The sequence below is a fragment of the Neptunomonas phycophila genome (genome assembly GCF_001922575.1).
GTDB lineage: Bacteria > Pseudomonadota > Gammaproteobacteria > Pseudomonadales > Balneatricaceae > Neptunomonas > Neptunomonas phycophila.
The window spans coordinates 2,957,989-2,979,263 of record NZ_MRCI01000001.1; the positions used below are offsets into that span (position 1 = coordinate 2,957,989).

16 protein-coding genes are annotated in these 21,275 nt (G+C 47.6%); 1 reads left to right on the forward strand and 15 read right to left on the reverse strand.

Annotated elements, in window-relative coordinates; translation table 11 throughout:
* Window positions 1–468: a methylglyoxal synthase gene (locus BS617_RS13480; RefSeq protein WP_075173291.1), complete on the forward strand. Its 468-nt coding sequence runs from the start codon at window positions 1–3 to the stop codon at window positions 466–468.
* Window positions 469–516: 48 nt separating this feature from the next.
* On the opposite strand, the gene BS617_RS13485 is transcribed toward BS617_RS13480, so the two are convergent.
* The 15 genes from BS617_RS13485 to BS617_RS13555 all read right to left on the reverse strand — a co-directional run bounded on the left by BS617_RS13485 (window position 517) and on the right by BS617_RS13555 (window position 21,060).
* Window positions 517–1,404, reverse strand: coding sequence for an aldose epimerase family protein (locus tag BS617_RS13485; protein WP_075173292.1), 888 nt, complete (start codon window positions 1,402–1,404; stop codon window positions 517–519).
* A gap of 1 nt (window position 1,405) precedes the next feature.
* On the reverse strand, window positions 1,406–2,377 hold the full coding sequence (gene glk, locus BS617_RS13490) for a glucokinase (protein WP_075173293.1): 972 nt from the start codon (window positions 2,375–2,377) through the stop codon (window positions 1,406–1,408).
* On the reverse strand, window positions 2,374–4,203 hold the full coding sequence (gene edd / locus BS617_RS13495) for a phosphogluconate dehydratase (RefSeq protein WP_075173294.1): 1,830 nt from the start codon (window positions 4,201–4,203) through the stop codon (window positions 2,374–2,376). The genes glk and edd overlap by 4 nt, the downstream gene beginning before the upstream one ends.
* A gap of 383 nt (window positions 4,204–4,586) precedes the next feature.
* On the reverse strand, window positions 4,587–5,873 hold the full coding sequence (locus BS617_RS13500; RefSeq protein ID WP_075173295.1) for a TRAP transporter large permease: 1,287 nt from the start codon (window positions 5,871–5,873) through the stop codon (window positions 4,587–4,589).
* Window positions 5,870–6,472, reverse strand: a complete 603-nt coding sequence (locus tag BS617_RS13505) for a TRAP transporter small permease (RefSeq protein ID WP_075173296.1) — start codon at window positions 6,470–6,472, stop codon at window positions 5,870–5,872. The genes BS617_RS13500 and BS617_RS13505 overlap by 4 nt, the downstream gene beginning before the upstream one ends.
* 19 nt (window positions 6,473–6,491) lie before the next feature.
* The gene (locus BS617_RS13510; protein WP_075173297.1) at window positions 6,492–7,499 is read right to left on the reverse strand and encodes a TRAP transporter substrate-binding protein; all 1,008 of its coding nucleotides are present in this window, start codon (window positions 7,497–7,499) and stop codon (window positions 6,492–6,494) included.
* A gap of 351 nt (window positions 7,500–7,850) precedes the next feature.
* Window positions 7,851–9,059 carry a choline ABC transporter ATP-binding protein gene (choV, locus tag BS617_RS13515; RefSeq protein WP_075173591.1) on the reverse strand — a complete coding sequence of 403 codons (1,209 nt, stop codon included), beginning with the start codon at window positions 9,057–9,059 and terminating at the stop codon, window positions 7,851–7,853.
* A gap of 2 nt (window positions 9,060–9,061) precedes the next feature.
* Window positions 9,062–9,907: a choline ABC transporter permease subunit gene (choW, locus tag BS617_RS13520; RefSeq protein ID WP_075173298.1), complete on the reverse strand. Its 846-nt coding sequence runs from the start codon at window positions 9,905–9,907 to the stop codon at window positions 9,062–9,064.
* 15 nt (window positions 9,908–9,922) lie between these two features.
* Window positions 9,923–10,837, reverse strand: a complete 915-nt coding sequence (locus BS617_RS13525; protein ID WP_139303208.1) for a choline ABC transporter substrate-binding protein — start codon at window positions 10,835–10,837, stop codon at window positions 9,923–9,925.
* 169 nt (window positions 10,838–11,006) lie between these two features.
* Entirely contained in the window at window positions 11,007–12,710 is a 1,704-nt protein-coding gene (gene betA, locus BS617_RS13530; RefSeq protein WP_075173300.1) for a choline dehydrogenase, read from the reverse strand.
* A 9-nt stretch (window positions 12,711–12,719) separates the two neighbouring features.
* The gene (betB, locus tag BS617_RS13535) at window positions 12,720–14,180 is read right to left on the reverse strand and encodes a betaine-aldehyde dehydrogenase (RefSeq protein WP_075173301.1); all 1,461 of its coding nucleotides are present in this window, start codon (window positions 14,178–14,180) and stop codon (window positions 12,720–12,722) included.
* Between the two features lie 73 nt (window positions 14,181–14,253).
* Window positions 14,254–14,856: a transcriptional regulator BetI gene (gene betI, locus BS617_RS13540; protein ID WP_075173302.1), complete on the reverse strand. Its 603-nt coding sequence runs from the start codon at window positions 14,854–14,856 to the stop codon at window positions 14,254–14,256.
* 420 nt (window positions 14,857–15,276) lie between these two features.
* The gene (locus BS617_RS13545; RefSeq protein ID WP_075173303.1) at window positions 15,277–16,749 is read right to left on the reverse strand and encodes an efflux transporter outer membrane subunit; all 1,473 of its coding nucleotides are present in this window, start codon (window positions 16,747–16,749) and stop codon (window positions 15,277–15,279) included.
* Window positions 16,742–19,888, reverse strand: coding sequence for an efflux RND transporter permease subunit (locus BS617_RS13550; protein WP_075173304.1), 3,147 nt, complete (start codon window positions 19,886–19,888; stop codon window positions 16,742–16,744). Before BS617_RS13550 ends, BS617_RS13545 begins: the two co-directional genes overlap by 8 nt.
* Window positions 19,889–19,902: 14 nt before the next feature.
* The gene (locus BS617_RS13555) at window positions 19,903–21,060 is read right to left on the reverse strand and encodes an efflux RND transporter periplasmic adaptor subunit (protein WP_075173305.1); all 1,158 of its coding nucleotides are present in this window, start codon (window positions 21,058–21,060) and stop codon (window positions 19,903–19,905) included.
* Window positions 21,061–21,275: the final 215 nt, after the last annotated feature.

Here is a 21,275-nt window from a genome sequence, read left to right on the forward strand (position 1 = left end):
ATGCAGTTTAAAACAAGCGTCATGCCTAAAAAAAAGCGCATTGCTTTGATTGCGCATGACAACATGAAACAAGAGCTGATGGAGTGGTCTTTACTACATCGCCATCAGCTTGAAAATCATGAGCTGTTTGCAACGGGCACCACGGGACACATGCTTGAAACTGAGCTGAGTATCCCCATTACCAAGCTGATCAGCGGCCCATTGGGCGGTGACCAGCAAATTGGGGCCATGCTTCCTGAGAAGAAAATTGATTTGATTATCTTTTTTTGGGACCCATTCGAGCCAATGCCCCACGACCCCGATGTCAAAGCATTACTGCGTGTGGCAGCAGTCTGGAACGTTGCTGTAGCCTGCAACCGCAGCTCAGCCGACTTTCTACTGTCTTCGCCATTGATGTCAGCCGAACACAGCTACCGGATCCCTGATTACGATAGCTATCTTGCTGAGCGATTAAAAAAGCCGTCTTAGGACGGCTTTTTTTGGTGTTTAACTAAAGCACAGCACTGGCGCTTTTTATTATGAAAGACTTTGTACCGAAATAGTTGTTTCAAGTGACACCTTACCCTGCGGCGCTAACACCATGTCATCATATTGGCGTGTTTTCGCCGCCTCAATGCACAAATAGCCATCCACTTGGTCCAATCCGATATCAGGAACGTCTTCGGCACCCGCCCCCGCATTCCACACAACAGTTGATTGGCTATTCTTCTTGCTGATTTTAAGCACTCGCTGCCACTCCACATCCTTTAAATACACATCAGCCGTACTGTGATAAATACGATCGATCGCTTCATTAACCGTAATATCACCGCTTTGAGTAAATACAGAAAAGTCATGGTTCTTATCAGCATATTCAGCACCGTCGAGGCCTGACACTGAAATCGACGCGCGTGAAGAGATTGCCAGATATGAATGTAACGCTTGCGTGACGCGCACGTCAGCTTCACCCACATTATGAGTAGTCAGTTTAAAGGTCACAGCCGAGTCTACTACTTTGATCGAGAAAGCCGGGTCTAAATTAGTCCAAATAGGCCCTACCGGTTTAAGCAACCACTCTCCACCATGCGCATTATAACTTTCAGAGTTAACTTCCCATTCGACCGTACGTGCAACACCATGAAAAGGCTCTCCAGCATTTTCTTCTAGCGGCTCAGCAAACCAAGGCCAGCATAGCGGCACTCCGCCTCGAACGGCCTTAGGAAAGGGAGCGGGCTTAGTGGTTGTCCACAGTACAGGGTATTGCCCTGCAGGCTGAAACCACAAAACCTGAGCACCATGCAGAGAGATAGCCAAATCGCCCCACGCTTGGCGCACTATACGTAAAGGAAACCCCTGCCACTCAATCGAGTGTACTCCCTGATCTAACTGAGAGATCAGATCCGCTAATGATGTCGCATTATCCATATTACCCAGCCACCTCTTCATTGAAGAGCGCTGCAGCAGCTCCTACCAAACCGGGCTGTTCAGCTACGCACAACCAAACAGGAATCGATTCCATATAGCCAACGAAACGCCCTTTTGCTTCAAAAGCCTCACGAAACGAACTTTGTAAAAAGAACTCTCGCACTCGCGGCAGGATACCACCACACAGGTAGACCCCGCCACGGGCACCGAGTGTTAATACATTATCGCCAGCCACAGTACCTAAGATACGGCAAAAACGATCTAGCGCTTCGACAGCACGCGGATCTGTCGCATTTAAAGCGGCCTCAACCACCTCTGATGGGTGAGTAAACTGCGGCTCAAAACGGGTATGCTCAGCTAAAGCCTCATAGAGATTGACTAATCCCTGCCCGCACAAAAGCCGCTCGACAGACACACGGCCAAAGCGACTGTGCAAATGACGCCAAATAATGACATCTAACTCATCAATCGGTGCAAAATTAATATGCCCGCCTTCCGACGCGAGCGGGATCCAGTCATCATTAGCTTTAATCAAGCCGGACACGCCCAACCCAGTGCCCGGGCCAATGACTAAACGCGCCATGTCGGTTAAGCCTTCTCCACCACCGAACTGTATTTTTTCTTCCGGTTTTAGGTTTAGCATTCCAAGGGCCATCGCCGTAAAGTCATTGACGATTTTAAGGCTAGTTAGCCCTAAGGCTTCTTTTAACGAACGACGTGTAAAACACCATGGGTTGTTTGTCAGACGGATCTCTTCTTGCTGGACAGGGCAGGCAAACGCTAGGCAAGCCTGTTCAACACCTTTTATACCCACCTGATCAAAGTAGGCTTGGCATGCAAACTCTATATTTTCGTAATCGGCGCACTTCAGTGTAACGATTTCAGTCAATTCGGTAGAGCCGGGTTTGACCAGCGCAAAGCGGGCATTGGTACCACCAATATCTCCGACTAGCGCCATCACCGTCTGGATCATCCGTCTATCTCCGCAAAATCAAAAATAGTCGCCCCTTGTTCTGCACAATTGACCTGACGGCGCATCGGCAAGAACAATTCTCGACCCATCCCTTTATGGTGATCAACAGAAACATCGGGGGCACTCAAACCGCGCTCTAACCAGCTTTCATCGTCTGCAAGCAAAGTGAGTGTACCGTTAATGGCATCTAAGCGAATAATATCACCGTCTTTCACTTGGCTAAGCGCCCCACCTTGGTTAGCCTCAGGCCACACATGGATAGCGGCTGGCACTTTACCCGATGCTCCCGACATACGACCATCAGTTACCAGCCCGACCTTAAATCCTTTATCTTGCAACGTACCCAAATAAGGCGTCAGTTTATGCAACTCAGGCATGCCAATGGCTTTAGGCCCCTGATAACGAACCACCGCAATAAAATCCTTTTCTAACTCACCGTTTTTAAACGCCTGCGCTAGTTCATCTTGGTCGTTAAATACAATAGCGGGCGCCTCAACGATTCGATGCTCCTCATCAACTGCTGACACCTTAATGACACCGCGGCCCAAGTTACCTTGAAGGACTTTTAATCCACCATCTTTACTGAATGGGTTATCGATTGGGCGCAACACTGTTTCGTCCATAGACTGCGTCACACCTTCACGCCATACCAACTTGCCATTTTCCATGAACGGCTCTTGGGTATAGCGCGACAAGCCTTGACCTACAATGGTCATTACATCTTCGTGCAAGAACCCACCAGCCAATAACTGACGCACTAGGAAGCCAACGCCGCCTGCGGCTTGAAAATGGTTAATATCTGCTTGGCCATTTGGATACACACGGGCCAACAACGGCACAACTGAAGACAAATCAGAAAGGTCATCCCAATCAATAATGATGCCGGCAGCGCGGGCAATTGCGACTAGGTGCATGGTGTGGTTTGTAGAGCCACCTGTTGCTAACAAAGCGACCGTAGCATTAACAATGGCCTTTTCATCCACTATTTCATACATCGGCGTAAACCGACCATTGCCTGCCGTTAGGCGAATAGACTGCTGAGTAGCTTCTTTTGTTAAAGCTTCACGCATAGGCTGGCCAGGATTGATGAACGAACTACCGGGTAAGTGTAGCCCCATCATCTCAACCATCATTTGGTTACTATTTGCCGTCCCGTAAAAGGTGCACGTACCAGCGCTATGGTATGAGTCCGATTCACACTGTAATAACGCATCGCGATCTACCTTACCTTCCGCATACAGCTGACGAATCTTTGCCTTCTCTTTATTCGGCAACCCACTTGGCATAGGCCCTGCCGGTACAAACACAGTTGGCAGATGCCCAAAACGCAATGCACCCATTAACAAACCTGGGACAATTTTATCGCACACGCCCAAATATAATGCGGCATCAAACATATTGTGAGACATGCCCACAGCCGTCGCCATCGCGATCACGTCGCGGCTAAACAAACTTAATTCCATGCCCGGCTGGCCCTGCGTAACACCATCACACATAGCAGGAACACCACCAGCAAATTGGGCGACCGAGCCCATTTCGCGAGCCGCTGCCCGAATCTGCTCGGGATAGTGCTCGAAGGGTTGGTGCGCCGACAGCATGTCGTTATAAGCAGAAATGATGCCGACGTTAACGGCATTCATCATCTTTAACGCATTTTTATCTTCCGCGCCACACGCGGCAAAACCGTGCGCTAAATTACCGCAGGCTAATTGAGCGCGGTGAACACCGTCCTCCTCCGCTCGCTTCATCTGATCGAGGTACGCTGAACGTGAAGCAGCGCTACGTTGTTTGATTCGTGATGTAACTTGCTCAACCACCGTATGCATAGGAACTCCTGCGGTTTTGTCTTTTAATAAAGATCAATTTATCAATTTTGTTTGTAATCTTAATAAAAAAACAAACAAATTTCCGGATAAATTTGATCTTTTTCGTAATATTTATAAAATAAACCACTATACTGAGTCTATTGGCTGAGATAAAATCTCCCCAAATGAATCCAACTAGTGGCGTTATTCGTAAAAACGACACTAGTATGATCCACCTAGCTACTGATTCAATGCAAGATTATTGTATTTATAAAGTTAGATGAACAGCGCAGGACATAGAGCACATCCTGCGGCGAGAAGGATCAACCTGTTTCCGTTTGTACTGAAGTACCCTTTGAGGAGCCTAATGGCTCCTTTTTTATTGCCTACAGCAAGCGGCCTCGCTAATCAGCAAACGCCAAATCCCTCAGGAATAGCGCAATTGAAGGGAAAGCGATTAATAAACCTGCAACCACGAGCAGCATCACAATAAATGGCGGCGTACCTTTAATCACCTCCCAATAAGGTCGCCTAAAAATAGCGATCGCAGTAAATATGTCGCAACCAAACGGCGGTGTAGCGGAACCGATGGCGACTTGTAAGGTAATTAGTACACCCACCAACACAGGATCGATTCCGGCGGCCTCAACCAAGGGAGCGAAAATAGGAACCAAGATAAGAATCACCACAATGGGGTCAACAAACATGCAACCTATAAAGAAAGATACACAGATTGCTATCATTAACATGATCGGACTTGCATCCGCCAAACCCAGCGATGCAATCAAGGTTTGTGGTATTTGAGCAAACGAAATGATCCACGAGAATGCCGCACCAGCTGCGACAAGAATAAAGACAACCGCCGTTGTTAACCCTGTTGATTTAGCTATCGCAAACAATGAAGCCAAAGGTAACGAGCGAAAAACAACAAATTCTAAAATCACAGCATACAACACACACGCAGCCGCAGCTTCGGTTGGGCTAAAGACACCGCCATATATTCCGCCCACAATAATGACCGGAAAGCCTAAGGGCCACACGGCTTGTTTAATCGCCAGTAAACGCTCTTTTACACTGGACTTTGGCTCGGTGGGCACCTTGTGACGAATTGCGTAAAACACACTATAGGCAGCAAACATCACCAATATGAGCAAACCAGGCCCAATACCAGCAATAAATAATTCTGAAATGGATGTATTAGACACCACCCCATAAATAATCATTCCGATGCTGGGAGGGATCAAAAACGCTATATCGCTCGCATTCACAATAAGCGCTAACACGAAGTTATCTTTATAACCGGCTTTTAGCATCTTAGGCCGCAATGAAGAGCCTACCGCTACAACCGTCGCCTGCGTTGAACCTGACACAGCGCCAAACAAGGTACAGGCCGTTGCCGTGCTGATGGCTAGTCCTCCTTTAAGGTGACCAATAAAGCTCATGACCATTGCGATTAAACGATCTGCAGACTGACCACGCGTCATAATATCCGCGGCTAAAATAAACATAGGCACAGCAATAAGTGACGCAGGACGAATACCCGCCATAAACTGCTGGATCATAAAGTTCATCTGATCCAGTCCACCAAACATAAACACAAAGCCGATCATGGCTCCCACAATAAGCGGAATCATCATAGGGAAACCCAGCAACAGCAAAACAATCATGGCACCAAGCATCCAAGCCATCATAATGATGCCTCCTTCACTGTGTCCGCATGTGCTTCTTTTACATCGGTGGATAGATAAATATCGTCACTCAATAGATTTTGCCAAGCAGTCATCGCATATTGGATAGCCGTCACACCCAAACCAATGGGCACCCAGATATAAATCCAATACACAGGTACTTGTAACGCGGGTAACACGCGCCCTGAACCTGCGATAGATAATATGTAGCGAGTAGAAAAGTAAGCCAAAGCTGACATAACCAGTGCCGTTACCAAACACATTATGATCATCAAAACTTTGCGCCATGATTGAGGCAAGGCGTCATACAGCGCACTCATCCGTATATGACGACCATGCCTAGCGGCGTAACTTAAGCCAGCAAACGTAATCAACACAATGAGAATACGGTTAACTTCTTCCGTGAAAAACAAGCTATGTTGAAAAACAAAGCGTCCAACCACATTAGCGACCGTATTGGTCGCCATTAACAAAACCCCCGCTCCCAGCATAAATGCCTCTACCCGACCAATCCATAAATCCAGCCATCCCAGTACGCCTGGGGATGAAGAGGGATAAACAACCGCGTAATCCGTATCAGAGTTAGATGGTAGTTTTGACATGATGGACGCCCCGTCTACATTACTGCTGCACAGCTTTTAGATCGGCTTTAAACTGATCCAAAATAGCTTGTCCACGCTCGCCAGTCATTTCAATAAACTTGGCTTCCACCTCTTGAGCAGCATCACGAAATGGCTGACGTTGCGCTTGTGTTAAACGGTTAACTTGTATTTCAGGTTTTTGCTCTTTGATTTTCTCCAAAGAGCGCTCACCTAAGCCTTGCTGGTATTCCACAATATGATCAAAGGCCGCTTTCATACCATTACGAATCAGAGCCTGATCATCGTCGGACAAGCCATCAAAGAAGGGCTTATTAGCCATGACTGCCGTGGTAAAATTGTTATGTCCCGTAAAAGTAATAACATCGGTCACTTCAAACATCTTGGCGGATTCAACCCAGAACATTGGGTTTTCTTGTCCTTGAATAATATTGGTTTGCAGGCCTCCGTATACTTCTCCCCAAGGCAACGGAGTGGGGGTCGCGCCAAATGCCTTATATGATTCCACCAGCAGTGGGTTAGTCATCACGCGGACTTTAACGCCATTTAAGTCATCAGGTGTTTCAAAAGGCTCTTTAGTGGTAATGACTACCTCTCCCTCAGGAAACATGCTTAACAGCTCCAAACCTTTCTCGGCATACACATCGACAAAGTCTTCATTAATGGCTTTGCTGTTTCGAAAGAAAGAAACCAACTCATCATGGTTTTCGGGTAATAAATAAGGAATAAAGAAGACTTGAGCCTCAGGAATGAGCGCCCCAGTAAAGCCGGGCGATTGATCAACAAACTGAAGAATCCCAGCCTGTGCTTGCTCCATAATGTCCGCCGACTCACCTAAGGTGCCGTAAGGGAAAAGCTGCAAAGAGTGGTCTGAATTTTCCTCGATATACGCTTTGAATTCTTTAGCGTATTCACCTTGAACATCAGTGAGCGACTCTTCAAAGGCATATCGCCACGTATCCGCCATAGCTCCAACACTCGCAACAGATAATGCACAGGCCGCAACAACCGTTTTTAACTTGAATGACATGCTATCTCCTCAATTTGATTCATTCACTATGCTTCTGCTCACGCCGCAATCATCCCATCACGCCGGGCTAAGCCGTCAGAAGCACCAACATACTACTTAGAATATCTAATGATTACACATCAAACTAATAGAGATCAAAATATTATTTATAAATAGCGCAAACCGAATTCAACAAAAGGAAACAAAAAGGCTAAAAAAGCCCATTAAATTCAGAAAATTAGGATAATAAATCAATAGAAGAAGTGCTCAACAACGTGCACAGAGGGAGTTAGAACGCAGGAAGGAATCACACTAAAGCGAAGAAAAATGCGCGGCCTAAACCAGACCGCTACATTATAAAAGGACTAGCGTCTAAGCAATCTGCTCTACGATAGGGGAAGAAAAATGCTTGCCGAGCAAAGCATGGTAAAAGTCTTTATCAGATAGCACGCCTACCATTTTGTCCGCTTCTGCCAATATAACAGCCGTCCCCGTCAAATAAAGTAGCTCCATGGCATTACGCATAGAAATATCAGGTGACACCATCATGACACTCGTTTCTTTCACTGCATCAAAGCCGTCACCCTCTTTCCAACTGCGTACATTTAGTGGCTCGCCCGAACGACTTACCGATACGACCGAACCGTCATCGGCAAGTTGCACAAGGGTTTCAGTAGACGCATCCAGCAATAACCCCTGTTCAGTTTGCGGTAAATCATTAACATGCGTCATCAACGAGGAGCCGCACAGTACATTTAACGGATTAGTATGGGCGACAAAATCCTGAACATACTGATTGCTTGGGTTGAGCACTATATCTTCCGGCTTGCCGTGCTGAATGATTTTAGCAGACTCCATAATGGCAATATTGGTACCAATTTTGAGCGCTTCATCCAAATCATGACTCACAAATAAAATGGTCTTTTTAAGGCGCTGCTGCAACTCAATCAGCTCATCTTGCAATTGCGCCCTAATCAAGGGATCCAGCGCCGAAAACGGCTCATCCATTAACAAAATATCGCTATCCATCGCAAAGGCGCGCGCTAAACCTACGCGCTGCTGCATCCCTCCAGACAGCTCGTGCGGGAACTTATCCTTCCACTCCGTCAAGCCCACCATTTCAAGCTTTTCTAATGCTCGGTTTTGGCGTTCTTTTTTGGGCACGTTCTGCATTTCTAGACCAAAAGCTACGTTATCCAACACGCTTAGCCATGGCATCAATGCAAACTTTTGAAACACCATTGAAACGCGCTTACTGCGCATGTGACGAAGCGTAGCCGCATCACAATTAGCCAGATCCACCACACGATCCCCATCGCGCACTTCCAACTTGCCTCGGCTAATGGTGTTAAGGCCATTCACTGCGCGCAACAAGCTGGATTTGCCAGAACCTGACAGCCCCATAAGCACACAGATTTCACCTTCTTGTACTTGAATACTTGCACCTTGCACCCCGACCACATCGCCCGTCAGTTCAAGGATTTGATCACGAGTCTTCCCTTGATCTACTAACGCTAAGGTTTGGGCTTGCTGGCCACCAAACACAACATCGAGGTTTTCTATATTGATTACTGTTGTCATCATTAACCCTCTTGCTTGCTGCCTGGCGCTTTACAGATACGGTCCAGAATTATAGCGACAAGCACTATGGCCAAACCGGCTTCAAAGCCTTGTGAAATATTGACCGTATTCAGCGCTCGAATAACGGGCTTTCCTAAACCATCCGCACCGACCAAGGCCGCGATAACAACCATGGACAAAGACAGCATGATGCACTGAGTAATGCCTGCCATGATGCTCGGCATCGCTGCGGGTATTTCTACTTTAAAGAGCAGCTTAGATGGGCTAGCACCAAAGGCTTTACCCGCCTCAATCAACTCTTCTGGCACCTTACTAATACCCAAGTAAGTCAACCGAATAGGCGCGGCTATCGCGAATATAATGGTAGAAATTAAACCCGGTACAACGCCTAAGCCAAACAACACTAGCGTAGGGATAAGGTACACAAAGGTCGGGACCGTTTGCATCAAATCCAAGATAGGACGCATGATAGTGTATAGCCACGGTTTATGAGCCGCTAAGATACCTACAGGCACGCCAATTAAAATGGATAACGCCGTTGCCGTCAGCACCAAGACTAACGTCTCCAGCATCTCTTCCCAATAACCCAAATTCAGGATGAGTATAAGCGAGGCTACGATAAAAATAACCAAGCCAACACTACGGTGTAAGGCGTATGCAATTGCCGCGGTAAACGCGACAATTGCCATGGGCGGAAACCATTGGAATAGGTCAACCAGCAAGGTAATAACCCACTCTAATGAAATAGAGATCGTATCAAAGAACCCTGCCGCATTGAGCGTCAGCCAATCGACAAAACGCTCCATCACATCGCCAAGCGGTAATTTATGATCGGTTAACCAATCCATATAGTTTCTCTCCGCTTACTGTTGCAGGTATTCAAGTACCGCAACTTCGCCAGATTTAGAGCCATCCAACGTCGTTACTCCATCTAACCACGTGCTCAATACAGCTGGGTTAGCTTGTAACCATTCACGAGCAGCAACTTCTGGCTTTTGGTTATCATCTAGAATACTACCCATGACTTCGTTTTCCATCATTAGCGTAAACTCTAGGTTTGACAACAACTTACCCATATTTGGACAAGCTTGCGTGTAGCCTTTTGTAACGTTTGTGTGGACACTCGCACCGCCATAGTTAGGACCAAAGAAATCGTCACCACCATCAAGGTATTTCAAATCGAAGTTAGCGTTCATTGGATGTGGCTCCCAACCTAAGAACACAATCCACTCATTACGGCGGATAGCTCGGCTGACTTGCGACATCATGCCTGCTTCACTGGACTCAACCAATGAGAAATCCTTGAGGTCAAAAGCATTGTCATCAATCATGCTCTGGATAAGGCGGTTACCATCGTTACCTGGCTCAATACCATATAAGCGGCCTTTAAACTCATCCTGATACTTAACGATATCAGCAAAGGAATGAACACCCGCATCGTATACATACGAAGGTACGGCTAAGGTGTATTTTGCCCCTTCAAGGTTTGCGCGAACCGTCTCAACAGTTCCAGCCTCACGGTAAGGCGCGATATCCGCTTCCATAGTTGGCATCCAGTTGCCTAAGAAGACATCGATATCACCATTGGCAAGTGATGTGTACGTTACAGGCACGGACAAGAGTTGAGTTGTTGGCTTGTAACCCAATGCCGTTACAATCTCGCTAGTAATAGCTGTGGTGGCTGTGATATCTGTCCAACCTACATCTGAAAAGCGAACGTTCTGGCAATCAGCCGCTGCTACTGTGCCTGAGACTAATAAACCCGCACTCAATGCCATACTGGCGGCTAGTTGAGTAAATGTCCGTTTAGGTGCTGCTTGTGATATCTTTTTCATGAAATACCTTTCCTATTGCTCTTTTAGTTATACAGAACATATGTTCTGCAGACTCATCACCGCCGACTAAGCCGTGCAAAGCTCCGCACGGCTTAGTCGGCAGAAGTTGAGCCTATTCTTTTTGCTGACGAATCCCCGAACGCGCAGGCTCTCCTACTCGTTGGCGAGTCTGCCATTGCTCATCTATCCAAACTGGCACATTTTCGGCCGGCAAGGGTTCTTTACCTAAAATAAGATCGGCTGCTTTTTCGGCGACCATAATGGTCGGCCCATTAAGGTTCCCGTTAGTAACTGTTGGGAAAATTGAGGAATCAACCACTCGCAATTGTTGCAAGCCCCGAACACGGCACTGATTATCGACAACGGCCATAGCGTCATCATCAGCTCCCATTTTGCAACTGCATGACGGGTGGTAAGCACTTTCGACGTTCTGACGAACCCAAGCATCAATCTCCTCATCCGTTTGAACTGAAGCGCCCGGCTGGATTTCGTCTTCACGGTATTTATCCAAGGCAGGTTGATTAAGCAGCTCGCGGGTTAGCCGAATAGTATCGCGCCAGTCCTGCTTGTCTTGCTCAGTACTGATGTAGTTAAACTTGATAGTTGGCGGCGCGGTTGGGTCTGAACTTTTAACATGTACAAAGCCTCGACTTTGAGGCTTATTCGGGCCCACGTGAACTTGAAACCCGTGCCCCTCAAATGCCGCCTTGCCATCGTAGCGCATAGCCGCCGGTAAAAAGTGATATTGAATATTAGGCCACTCGAGACCGGCACGTGAGCGAATAAAACCGCACGACTCAAAATGGTTGGTAGCGCCTAAGCCAGTGCGGTTGAAGATCCACTGCGCACCAATCATGCCTTTACTGAACAAATCGAGCTTGCCATTTAGCGTAATAGGTTCGTGACAGCGGTATTGAAAATACACTTCTAAATGGTCTTGCAAGTTCTCGCCGACACCCGGAAGCTCGTGCGTTACCTCGATACCTGCAGCCGAAAGCACATCCGGCGCACCGATGCCCGAAAGTTGCAATAAATGCGGAGAGCCAATAGAACCCGCTGACAAAATGACTTCTTTAGCCGCCAGTACTCGCTCACGCTTATTGTGGTGCTCGATCTCTACACCTGTGGCCGTCTTCCCATCCAACAACACTTTACGCGTTAGCACCGCAGTAAGGACTGTCAAATTATTGCGCTTTTTGGCTCGGCGAAGATAAGCACGGCTAGTTGAAGCTCGCACGCCATTATCAACCGTCATATGCATTGCGCCAAAGCCTTCTTGTTGATAGCCGTTGTAGTCGTTTGTGGCGGGGTAACCCGCTTCAACACCGGCATCAATAAATGCTTGATAAAGCGGATTTAATGACATGTGATTGCCATCGCAGGTTTTAACCGGCCCACGGCCACCGCGATACAAATCTTCGCCATCTTGCCAAGACTCTGCTTTTTTGAAATACGGCAAGCAAGACGCATAATTCCAATCGTGAGCGCCTAATTGTGCCCACTCATTAAAATCGCAGGCATGGCCACGCACATAAACCATACCGTTGATTGAAGAGCCACCGCCAAGCACCTTACCTCGTGGACAGTGTAGCCGACGCCCATCTAGGCCTTCTTCTTGTTCGGATTCAAATTGCCATGCAAACTTAGGCATACTCATTGGGTACGATAATGCTGTTGGCATCTTAATTAAGATGTTGTTATCGCTTCCGCCGGCCTCAAGTAGCAGCACAGTATGCTCACCACTCTCGCTTAAACGATCCGCTAGCACGCAACCTGCAGAGCCCGCACCGACGATAATATAATCATATTGCTGCATGGTTTTTCCTTACGCGTAAGGGCTGTCGATATCACCCAACTCAACCAGAACACTCTTGGTTTGGGTGTAATGTTTAAGCGTATCAACGCCGTTTTCTCGACCGATGCCCGATTGCTTGTAACCACCCACTGGCATTTCCGCAGGCGATCCGCCCCACGTATTAATCCAGCAGATACCTGCTTCCAGCTGGGCAATAACACGATGCGCGCGGCTAATATCACGGGTAAATAAGCCCGCTGCCAAACCAAACTCCGTATCGTTTGCACGACGAATAACTTCAGACTCATCACTAAACTTAAGCACAGACATAACAGGCCCAAATATTTCGTCTTTGACCTGCGGCATATCATCAGTGCAGTCCGCAAAAACAGTTGGCTTAACAAAAGCACCTTCAGCGAGCGCCCCTTCCGTTGCTCGCTCTCCACCACACAGCAAACGGGCACCGGCCACTTTAGCGGCATCGATATAACCCATTACTTTTTCTAGATGCTGGATCGAAATTAGCGAGCCAACCTGTGTGTTCGGATCCATAGGATCACCCATCACCAACTGTTCTGTGCGCGCTTTTAGCTGCTCTAAAAAAGTGTCATAGATGGATTCGTGCACAAAAACACGCGTGCCATTTGTGCACACTTCCCCTTGTGTATAAAAATTAGCGATCATGGCACCCGCAACAGCGTTTTTAAGATCGGCATCATCAAACACAATAAGTGGAGATTTTCCGCCAAGCTCCATGGTGACTTCCTTTAGTGTAGCTGAAGAAGCCCCCATCACCTTGCGGCCTGTACCACATTCCCCTGTAAAAGAGACTTTTGCGATACCGGGATGGGCCGTCAACATCTGCCCTACACGTGCATCACCCTGCACTACATTAAGGACACCGTCCGGCAAACCGGCTTGCGTGAACAGTTCGGCCAAACGCATCACTGACAGTGGCGTTTCTTCTGACGGTTTGAATACCATCGTGTTACCGGCTGCTAAACAGGGGCCCGCCTTCCACATAGCAATTTGTACTGGATAATTCCAAGCGCCAATCCCTGCACACACACCCAATGGCTCGGGGCGTGTATAGAAAAAGCTGCCGTTACCCAAATCCTGATACTCACCCTGTAACGATGCCGCCAAGCCTGCAAAATATTCGATAACATCCGCACCGGTCTGTATGTCTACCACCTCTGCTTCTTGCCATGGTTTACCGGTATCAAGCACTTCTAGGCGCGCTAATTCATCATTGTGGTCACGGATCAATTGCGCCGCCCGATTGAGAATGCGCCCACGTTCAGCTCCGCTCATGGCTCCCCAGCTTGCTTGCGCGGCCTGCGCCGCAGCCACCGCCGCATCGACATCCGCCTGCGACGCCTGCTGTACCTGAGTAATCACCTCGCCGGTAGCCGGGTTGGTTGTATCGAACACTTCACCCGAGGTTGCGGCGAAAGATTGGCCATTGATAAATAAGGTTTGCTGCTGCATAAAAACACAATCTCTATTCTGTTAATAAATAAGAACTCGCCTCTTTGAGCTCGTTCTTTATATCGTTGTTTTGTTAAGGTTTAACAAAACAATTGGACGGAAGCTGTTGTCGTAAATAATCTAAAATAAGCTCGGTTGCCAATGCTTCATTGACACCTCCCGGGCTGAGAGCACCGCGCAACCAAAAACCATCTATTAAGGCGGCTAACGATAACGACACAGCGATTGCCTGATCCTTAGGCAGTACTTTTTTTAGTTCAAAACGTAAGTAGGAAAGTAACCGTTTTTCATTTACCCGCTGCAAACGAAAGAGTTCTGGGTGGTGCATTGCTTGCGCCCAAAACGCGAGCCATGTTTTTGCGGTCTGTGGGCTGGTTTGGCTAGGGTCGAAATTAGCGCGGATAATTGCCGTCAGCCGGGCAACCACATCATCCTCTGGCGCTGCCGCCAATTGTTTGCGTACACCACTGGACAAGTCGAACAATACAGACCTCATCGTGGCCTCTAACAACCCATCTTTACCACCAAAATAATGGTTAATAATGCCAGGAGACACACTGGCCGCCCGACCAATCAAAGCAACACTAGCCCCTTGCAAGCCCACTTGATCGATGACCTGCATAGTCGCATTAATCAGTTGAGGCCGACGAATTTCTGCCATACCCACTTTTGGCATAGAACCCGCATCCTTTTATTGATTGAACGTTTAATAAAAATAAACCACTGAGATTTTATGTCAATGTTCTAAACAAATTATTTAAGGAAATGTCGTTATAGTTTAATTACGACTTATCTATATTAGATTTTGACGCAAAAAAGACGGTGTTTGTCGCGATGATGAATCATTAGATAGCAAAAATATATTTAGCATAATGAATAATTACAGATATAAGATTTTGGGCTCTAATCGATTTGCATGGCCAAATTGCGCACCACTATGGACAAAGTGACTACGGCTACCATTAGATATCCATCGAATAAATAACCAGACAGCGGTTCATCTATAACGCAAAAAGCCCCTTCCGGGGCTTTTGGTTAATGCTTTAGCGCGCTAGGCGAGCAATAAAGCGCTTGTCAGTTATTCACAACGGGATGACTACGGCGCTGACGTGTCCTGACTATTACTAATAATCGCACCATCATTTGGCTGAGTATAATATCCCTGAGTCAAGTTACCGGCACCGGTTTGGTTGAGACCTTGCCCCCAACCCCCGCCAAGTGCTTGGTATAAGTCAATCTGCGCTTGATACAAAGCTAAACGCGCCGCAATACTGGCTTGCTGACTACTGACCAAACTACTCTGAGCATCTAAGCGCGTTAACATGCTATCAACACCGGACTGGTATCGCAGATCAGCCAGCTCAAAATAACGCTGATAAGACTGTAACGCCTTATTCTGATTTTCTAACTCTAACGAATAGCCTGACAGTGCAGTTAAGGCGTCCGAAACATCCGTGAACGCTGATTGAACGGCTTGCTCGTATTGCTTCACGGCTATTTGATTCTCAATTTCAGCTACTTCAACATCACGTCGAAGAGCACCACTATTGAAGATAGGCAACGAAATAGAAGGGGCAAACGTCCACGCTCCTGAGCCTGAATCAAATAAGCCACTCAACTCGCTGCTCTGGCTACCAGCGTTAGCGGTTAAACTAATCGAGGGGAACAGCGCGGCTCTAGCCACACCGATATTTGCATTGGCTGCGCGCAAGGTGTGCTCAGCGGCTAAAATATCAGGACGCTGATTCAATAGCGTAGAAGGCAAGCCTGCTCCGACTGTTGCTATTTTAACATCCGCTAACCTTTTCGCAGGCGTGAAGCCCTCGGGAAGTTCCGTTCCCAACAGCAACACCAACGCATAACGGTCCTGATCGACCAACCGCTGATATTGGGACAAGGTAACTAGCATATCTTCATAAGATGCTTGCGCTTGAGCTTGCTCGATTGACGAGTCGATCCCCTGATCGTACCGCAAGCTCACTAAACGATAGTTATCTTCCTCGATCTTGAGGTTTTCTTGCGCGAGCGCCAGTTGCTCCATATCCGCCACCCAAGTCAAATACGCAGTGGCTATGTTCGCAACAATCGTTAACTGGGTTGATCGGCGCACCTGCTCTTGCGATAGGTACGTTTCTAACGCCTGATCTTTTAGGTTTCTAACTTTACCAAACAAGTCCAGTTCGTAAGCGGTTAACCCAGCCGTAACACTATAAGTGCTGGAAATGGTTGAGTCGCCAGAAAAAGCAGAGGTAGCCGCTCGGGTTCCACTGCCATCCAATGTTAGGCTCGGTAACAAATCAGCCCGTTGGATTTGATACTGCTTACGATAAAGCTCAACATTTAATAACGCTATTTGCAGATCTTTATTGCTGTCTAAACCTAGTTTAATGAGCTGCTGCAGCGCCTCATCATTAAACACAGACTCCCAACCCAACGGCATGACAGCCGCTTGCTGCTCTGCCGGGGTCCAGGTATTGATCAACTCTACTTCAGGGCGCTGGTAATCAGGGGCCAGCGAACACCCTCCTAGCGCGGCGGCGACCACCACGGCCAAAAACGGCTTATGCATGGCGTGTACCCTCATCTTTTGCTGAATTATCATTCGGCGCCTTGCCTGTAATTTTGTAACTTAGCTTCATCACTAACACATAGAATAATGGAACAAAGAAGATAGCCAAGAAGGTTGCGGCAAACATACCACCCATTACTCCTGTACCGATGGCCTGGCGGCTGGCAGCACCAGCACCCGTACTGATAGCCAAAGGGGTAACCCCAAGAATAAAGGCCATTGACGTCATAATAATAGGACGCAAACGCATACGACACGCATTAATGGTTGCTGCAATCAACGCTTTGCCACTATCAACTTCGGCCTTAGCAAACTCGACAATCAAGATAGCGTTCTTGGCGGACAAACCAATTGTGGTAAGTAAGCCTACTTGGAAGTACACATCATTACTGAGCTCTCGGCCTGTTGCTGCCAACAGTGCGCCTAAAATACCCAGCGGAACGACGAGCATCACGGCAAAAGGAACAGACCAGCTTTCGTATAACGCCGCCAGACACAAGAAAACGATCAGTAGCGACAAGCCATACAGCATAGGCGCTTGCGACCCACTTGCCTTCTCTTGGAAAGACAAGCCTGTCCACTCAAGGCCGATACCGTTAGGTAGCTGAGCCACCATTGCCTCAATAGCCTCCATGGCAACACCGGAGCTTAAGCCCGCCGAGGCCTGACCTTGCACATTCACTGACGACACACCGTTATAACGCTCTAAGCGAGGTGAATCGTACTCCCAGCTAGCTGTCGCGAAAGCACTAAATGGCACCATCTCCCCATCGGAATTGCGTACATACCAACGATCAATATCACTTGGCAGCATACGATATTCGGCATCGGCCTGAACATATACCTTCTTCACTCGGCCATTATCAATGAAGTCATTCACATAACTAGAGCCCCACGCGGTACTCATCGTTGAGTTCACATCACTGATTGATAGCCCCAGCGCAGAGACTTTCTCGTAATCGATGTCCACATGGAACACAGCGACATCTTCCATACCGTTAGGGCGAACACCTGTTAGCCGTGAGTCTTGAGCAGCCATGCCCAGCAACTGATTACGCGCAGCTACCAGTGCCTCATGCCCAAGGTTGTTCCGGTCCAACAGCATAGCGCTAAAGCCTGAGGCTGTACCCAACGATTGGATTGGAGGTAAGTTAATAGGAAATATCGTCGCATCACGGATCTGGCTCAATGCTCCAAACGCCTTGCCGATCAACTCTTGAGCCGACTGGCCTGGCCCTTGACGCTCATCCCACGGTTTTAGCTTAACAAACGCCAAGCCCATGTTTTGACCGGAACCTGCAAAACTAAAGCCCGCTACGGTGAAATACGAGTCAATTTCTGGGACAGAGGCAAAGTATCCCTCCATCTGCTTAATCACTTCCATCGTGCGCTCTTGAGTCGAGCCCGACGGCAACTGCACTAATGTTAAGAACACACCTTGGTCTTCATCCGGCAAAAACGATGTTGGCAGTTTTTGATACATAAAGACTACACCGCCAATCATTAAGGCATAAATAAACAACAGACGGACAGGGCGCTTCACTACATAGCCAACACTTCTCTCATATTTGCCCGTCATGTTGCTAAACATACGGTTAAACCACCCAAAAAAGCCTTTTCGCTCATGGCTGTGGGTGTTTGCCGGTTTGAGGATCGTGGCACACAAAGCAGGCGTCAGGATTAATGCCATCAACACCGACAGCGCCATCGCTGAAACAATGGTGATCGAGAACTGGCGATAAATAGCCCCTGTAGACCCACTAAAGAACGCCATTGGTACAAATACAGCTGACAGTACTAACGCGATACCAATCAATGCCCCGGTAATTTCTTCCATTGATTTGCGCGTCGCTTCCAAAGGAGGCAAGCCTTCTTCTTCCATAACACGCTCAACGTTTTCCACAACGACAATCGCATCATCAACCAGCAAACCAATAGCCAACACCAAACCAAACATAGTGAGTGTATTAATACTAAAACCAAAGGCAGCCATGATGCCGAATGTACCCAGCAAAACTACGGGAACAATAATGGTGGGGATAATAGTGGCTCGCAAATTCCCTAAGAAAAGGAACATCACCAAGAACACCAATACAACGGCTTCTATGAGTGTGTGGACTACTTCCGTAATCGAAATACTGACGAAGGGTGTGGTGTCATATGGATAAACAACCTTAACGCTATCTGGGAAAAACTGCTGTAATTCAGCCACTTTTGCACGAACAGCTTCCGCCGTATCCAGAGCGTTAGCTCCTGTGGCAAGCTGAATAGCCAAACCAGTGGCTGGGTTTCCTTTATAGCGGCTTTCTGCAGAATAACTTTCTGCGCCCAGCTCGATACGAGCCACATCTTTTAATCGAACCTGAGAGCCATCGGTATTAACAGTCAGTAAGATATTCTCAAACTGACTGATATCCGTAAAACGTGATTGTGCTGTAATCGTGGCATTTAACTGCTGATTAGGCACTGACGGTAAGCCGCCTAACTGCCCTACGGCCAACTGCGTATTCTGGCTGGTAATGGCATTGGTCACATCAACCGGCGTTAAACCTACCGCCGTCAGTTTTTCAGGATTCATCCAAATCCGCATAGCGTATTGTGCACCGAAAACCCTGATGCTGCCCACACCATCAACCCTTGAAAGCGGGTCACGCAGTGTGCTGTACGCATAGTCGGACAAGTCCGTTTTGGTTAGGCTTCCATCATCGGACACAAGCCCTACCACCATTAAAAATGATGAGCTGGATTTTGTAACGGTAATGCCTTGCTGCTGAACTGTAGTAGGCAAGGACGCTTCAGCCAGTGACAGTTTATTCTGCACCTGTATTTGGGCCGTATCAGGATCAGTACCGGATGCAAAAGTTAACGTTATGCTTGAGTTACCTGAGTTGTCACTCTGCGATGACATATACAATAAGCCATCAAGGCCTGTCATATTTTGCTCGATAACCTTGGTAACGCTGTTTTCTACCGTTTCTGCTGACGCCCCCGCATAGGATGCACTCACACTAATGGAAGGAGGCGCTATCGTTGGGTATTGCTCTATCGGTAAGCTAATAATCGATAACGTGCCGGCCAACATAACAACGATGGCGATAACCCACGCAAAGACAGGCCTATCTATGAAAAATCTAGCCATTAATTAAATACCCCTTAGCCTTGCGTCTGAGTATTAGAAGAGTCTGCTGCACCGGACTCAACCATTTCGACTTTGTCACCCGCTTTAACTTTTTGCAGGCCGCCAACAATCACCTTATCACCCGGCTTTAAGCCTGAATTGATAAACCACTGATCACGAATAGCATCACCCACTTCAACTTTTTGAGTGGCGACTACGCCATCGGCATTTACAATCAAAGCGACAGTAGAACCGTCTGGCTGACGTGTAATACCTTTTTGCGGAGCAAGAATGGCGTCTTCTATCGTTTGCGTGACGATTGTTGCGCGCACATACATACCTGGTAATAACATGGCTTGCGAGTTCTCAAACCGTGCGCGCGCATTAACCGTTCCCGTTGTTTCATCCACACTCACTTCTGAAAATTCCAGCTTACCTTGCTCGTCATAAGCAGCCCCATCTTCTAGCACCAAACTAACGGGCATCTCTTGACCGGCATCACTGCGCTTCATCTTCAGCACGGCGGTAGCTGGGCGTTGCATATCGACATAAACAGGGGAAATTTGACGAATAGTCGCTAACGCTGTTGACTGAGCCGCCGAAACTAGCGCCCCTTCTGTGACCGCCGAGCGGCCCACAATACCAGAGATAGGTGCCGTTATTTTTGTGTAGTTCAGATCAATTTGCGCCGTTTTAACGGCTGCTTCTGCTGCTAAAATTTGTGCTTGCGCTTGCTTCCATGCCGACACAGCATCCGCCGCTTCTTGCTTACTAACAGCTGATTGCTTAACTAAGCGCGAGTAGCGATCAGCCTGCTCTTTCACGCTTGCCGCATTCGCATTAGCCACTGCTAGGTCCGCTTTCGCACTGGCTAATGCTGCCTGATAAACCGCAGGGTCAATCTGATACAGAACATCACCTTCGTTGACGGTACTGCCTTCAACAAACAGACGCTTTTGTATAATCCCGCTAACTTGAGGACGAATCTCCGCGGTACGGTACGCCGTCACTCGGCCCGCTCCGCTCTCTGTAATCTCAACAGACTCAGTCTTTATAGTTACCACATCCACTTTAGTAGGTGCTTTTGGTGGGGCTTGTTGTGCTTGCTGCTCCTCTTGGCAACCCGCCAAGAACAGGACAGAACATATCGTTGCAAAAGCGACACTACGTTTGAGTTGGGTATTTGTAACCATAACAACCTCAGTTTACTGACTCTTAATTAATCTGCATTCGCTGAATGATTTCTATACAAACCATACGAATATTTAATATCGCAATTTTACATACATGTATGTACGTATGTAAACATAAATGGAGGTTAGCTTAACCCTTTCCTCTTAATAGATAAGTAATGGTTAGGATTAAGCCAAACAGAAACCTGATCTTTACCATCATAAACATTAAGAGG

Coding starts and splice junctions, on each gene's coding strand:
- betA (WP_075173300.1), bottom strand. CDS start 12,710: ATGCAGCAATATGATTATATTATCGTCGGTGCGGGCTCTGCAGGTTGC.
- choV (WP_075173591.1), bottom strand. CDS start 9,059: ATGACAACAGTAATCAATATAGAAAACCTCGATGTTGTGTTTGGTGGC.
- betI (WP_075173302.1), bottom strand. CDS start 14,856: ATGCCAAAAGTGGGTATGGCAGAAATTCGTCGGCCTCAACTGATTAAT.
- BS617_RS13545 (WP_075173303.1), bottom strand. CDS start 16,749: ATGCATAAGCCGTTTTTGGCCGTGGTGGTCGCCGCCGCGCTAGGAGGG.
- BS617_RS13505 (WP_075173296.1), bottom strand. CDS start 6,472: ATGTCAAAACTACCATCTAACTCTGATACGGATTACGCGGTTGTTTAT.
- BS617_RS13510 (WP_075173297.1), bottom strand. CDS start 7,499: ATGTCATTCAAGTTAAAAACGGTTGTTGCGGCCTGTGCATTATCTGTT.
- choW (WP_075173298.1), bottom strand. CDS start 9,907: ATGGATTGGTTAACCGATCATAAATTACCGCTTGGCGATGTGATGGAG.
- edd (WP_075173294.1), bottom strand. CDS start 4,203: ATGCATACGGTGGTTGAGCAAGTTACATCACGAATCAAACAACGTAGC.
- BS617_RS13480 (WP_075173291.1), top strand. CDS start 1: ATGCAGTTTAAAACAAGCGTCATGCCTAAAAAAAAGCGCATTGCTTTG.
- BS617_RS13500 (WP_075173295.1), bottom strand. CDS start 5,873: ATGATGGCTTGGATGCTTGGTGCCATGATTGTTTTGCTGTTGCTGGGT.
- BS617_RS13555 (WP_075173305.1), bottom strand. CDS start 21,060: ATGGTTACAAATACCCAACTCAAACGTAGTGTCGCTTTTGCAACGATA.
- BS617_RS13485 (WP_075173292.1), bottom strand. CDS start 1,404: ATGGATAATGCGACATCATTAGCGGATCTGATCTCTCAGTTAGATCAG.
- glk (WP_075173293.1), bottom strand. CDS start 2,377: ATGATCCAGACGGTGATGGCGCTAGTCGGAGATATTGGTGGTACCAAT.
- BS617_RS13525 (WP_139303208.1), bottom strand. CDS start 10,837: ATGGCATTGAGTGCGGGTTTATTAGTCTCAGGCACAGTAGCAGCGGCT.
- betB (WP_075173301.1), bottom strand. CDS start 14,180: ATGCAGCAGCAAACCTTATTTATCAATGGCCAATCTTTCGCCGCAACC.
- BS617_RS13550 (WP_075173304.1), bottom strand. CDS start 19,888: ATGGCTAGATTTTTCATAGATAGGCCTGTCTTTGCGTGGGTTATCGCC.